At 60.8% G+C, this 2,721-nt stretch carries 3 protein-coding genes; all 3 read right to left on the bottom strand.

What is annotated here, in order from left to right; translation table 11 throughout:
* Nucleotides 1-73: 73 nt before the first annotated feature.
* From tnpC to tnpA, 3 genes are read right to left on the bottom strand one after another with little or no spacing between them, the layout of a single operon-like run.
* Nucleotides 74-1,762 carry an IS66 family transposase gene (tnpC, locus tag O7A70_RS33635; RefSeq protein ID WP_337144180.1) on the bottom strand — a complete coding sequence of 563 codons (1,689 nt, stop codon included), beginning with the start codon at nt 1,760-1,762 and terminating at the stop codon, nt 74-76.
* A 44-nt stretch (nt 1,763-1,806) separates the two neighbouring features.
* Entirely contained in the window at nt 1,807-2,151 is a 345-nt protein-coding gene (tnpB, locus tag O7A70_RS33630) for an IS66 family insertion sequence element accessory protein TnpB (RefSeq protein WP_140762481.1), read from the bottom strand.
* The gene (gene tnpA / locus O7A70_RS33625) at nt 2,148-2,639 is read right to left on the bottom strand and encodes an IS66-like element accessory protein TnpA (RefSeq protein WP_337144179.1); all 492 of its coding nucleotides are present in this window, start codon (nt 2,637-2,639) and stop codon (nt 2,148-2,150) included. The genes tnpB and tnpA overlap by 4 nt, the downstream gene beginning before the upstream one ends.
* Nucleotides 2,640-2,721: the final 82 nt, after the last annotated feature.

The following is a 2,721-nucleotide window of genomic DNA, read 5'->3' as shown; positions in this document are numbered from 1 at the left end:
GTATCCATACGCGGAAGGCCGCAGACTTGGCTCGCGCGCAGGCGCCCTGGCTGATGTATGGTGAAGCTGTCGCTCAGGCGATGTGCTGACCCGGGGCCTTTTTGGCCTCACGCAGCCTTTTCCACGTCCACGGAAGCAGTTCGTGCAGGCGGGAGACGGGAAGATCGGCGATGCGGGCGAACACATCGGCGAGCCACGCCTTTGGGTCAACCTCGTTGAGGCGGCAAGTCGTGATGACGGAGAGCATGATGGCGGCTCGATCAGCCCCACGCTGGGAACCGGCGAAGGTCCAATTTCGCCTTCCCAATGCGATACCTCTGAGCGCGCGCTCGGCGGCGTTATTGGTGAGACAAATCCGGCCATCATCCAGGAAACGGGCAAAGCCATCCCAGCGCTTCAGCATGTAATCGATCGGCTCGATGACCTCGGAGGATCTGCTGAGCGTAGTGCGCTCCCGCTTCAGCCACTCGTGCATGCCATCGAACAGCGGCTTGCTCTTTTCCTGCCGCGCGGCCAGTCGCTCTTCGGCGCTCAATCCATTGATCTGGCGCTCGATCTCGAACAGCGCGTCGTACCGCTGGACCGCCTCCAAGGCGATCGGAGAGATCGGCTTGCCTCTCCGTTTGTGATCCCGGGCACCTTTCTGGATATCGGCCAGTTCAAAGAATTTGCGCCGCGCATGCGCATGGCAAAAAGCAAAGGTGATCGGCACCGCTTTCTTTTCGGCGACGCTGAGCGGCTCGAAGCCATTGTAGCAATCGCTCTGCAGAATGCCGCCATACCCGGCCAGATGTTTCTGCGGATGCTCGCCGCGGCGGTCGCTCGACGCATAGTATATGGCCGCCGGCGCTGCCGCTCCGCCGTAGGGCCGGTCATCGCACACGTACGTCCATATTCGACCGGTCGTGCATTTGTCTTTGGCCTGGATGGGAATGGTGGTGTCGTCGCCAAAAAGGCGCTCGGCCGCGAAGACATGCGCCTCGATCAGATCAAAGACCGGCATGAGGGCGGACGTACCAAACCCGACCTGATCGGCCAGCGTCGAGGTCGAAAGCTCGATGCCCTCGCATTTGAACCGGGTGCTCTGACGGTTGAGGGGACTATGCATGCCGAATTTGTCGAACAGGATCGTCGCCAGCAGATGAGGGCCGATGAAGCCGCGTGGAGTGGCATGGAATGGCGCCGGCGGCTGGCTGATCGTCTCACAGTCCCGGCAGGTAAATTTCTCCCGCACCGTCTCGATCACTTTGAAGCGGCGCGGAACCTCCTCCAGCGTCTTGTTCACATCCTCGCCCAGCTTGGACAGCCGGGATCCGCCGCAGCAGGCGCAGGCAGTCGGAGGATCGATGACGACGCGCTCGTGTTCGATGTCTTCCGGCCATGGCTTGCGCACCGGTCGCTTGCGCATGAAGGGGCGGATCTTCTGCGTCTTCGCCGCCGCGGCCTGTGCGGCAAGCTCATCCTCGGTCGCCGAGGTGACGAGTTCTTCGAGCTCCAATTCCAGCTGCTCGATCAGCCGTGCCGTGCGCTCGGAGCGCTGCCCGTACAGTTCGCGTTTCAGCTTCTCGATGCGCAGCTCGAGATGCGCGATCAGCGCCTCGTTGTCGGACAGCATGGCCTGCGCGTTGGCAGCTTCAGCCTGCCAGTTGGCAGCATCCGCGACAGCCACATCGCGTTCAGCCAGCAGCGCCTCACGCTCGGCAAGCAGCGCCACGTAGGCGCTGGCAAGATCCGAGGGAAGATCAACCGGCTTCGAATTCATGCGCCGATTGAATCATATTCCATTGTATTTTCAACTAAAAAATGCTACCCAACCCGGGTTGGTCGCCATGTTTCCTGAGGGTTGCGCCAGTCTATTCCGGACAATAGATAACTCAGTTGCGCAGGAGATACTGTAACAGCTCCACCCTCAACTGTCGGCCAGATGAAGTGTCCGCGCTCAAGTCTTTTTGTAAACAGGCATGCTCCTTGGCCATCATGCCAGATGACCTTCAACAAATTTCCGCGTTTCCCCCTGAAGCAAAACAGGTTGCCCCCAAGAGGATTGTGTTTGAGGACCTCCTGCACCCGGAGCGCCAGCGATGGAAAGCCAGATCTCATATCGGTGTAGCCCGTCGCCAACCACACACGCACGCCTTCTGTCGGGATCATCGCAGCATTTCCAGGCCCTGCAAGATCCGCATCAGCACACTTACGTCGACAGTGCGGTCAACGATCACACGCCGGCCGTTGGCACCGACGATTTCTATCCGGCCACCGGCAGACACCGCCTGGCTGGTAGCCGACACTTCGGAGTGGGATTGCACAGGCGCCGGCTCTTCCGCCTCTACATCGTGCACGCTGTGACCGACCACACCCATGTCAATGAAGGCGATTGGCGGGGCCTCGGATCGGCCACCCAATCTCCGTTCCTGGGCTTGCTTCATCCAGATGTGCAAGTGGTTCGCGTTCATGTCGTGACGCCGCGCGACAACCGCCACCGGATCACCGGACTCCTGCACCTCACCCAGGATCGCCAGCTTCTGCTCGGCCGTCCAGGAGCGGCGCCTCCGCTGTCGGCCGGCATCCGTCGGCAGCGACAGAGCCGCGGGCGTGCTCGCTTCCACCCTCGACGGCTGCTCCATAGCCAGATATTTCATTGCTAAGCGTCCACTTAAAATCTAAGCGGACACTAACGCCACAAGGTACGCGTCAATAGGCGGCCTTCAGCGTATGCGTACG

The organism is Mesorhizobium sp. Cs1299R1N1, from assembly GCF_037179655.1.
In the GTDB taxonomy this organism is placed as follows: domain Bacteria; phylum Pseudomonadota; class Alphaproteobacteria; order Rhizobiales; family Rhizobiaceae; genus Mesorhizobium; species Mesorhizobium salmacidum.
The sequence above is the reverse complement of the archived record's forward strand: the minus strand, read 5'-3'. Positions and strand labels throughout refer to the sequence as shown.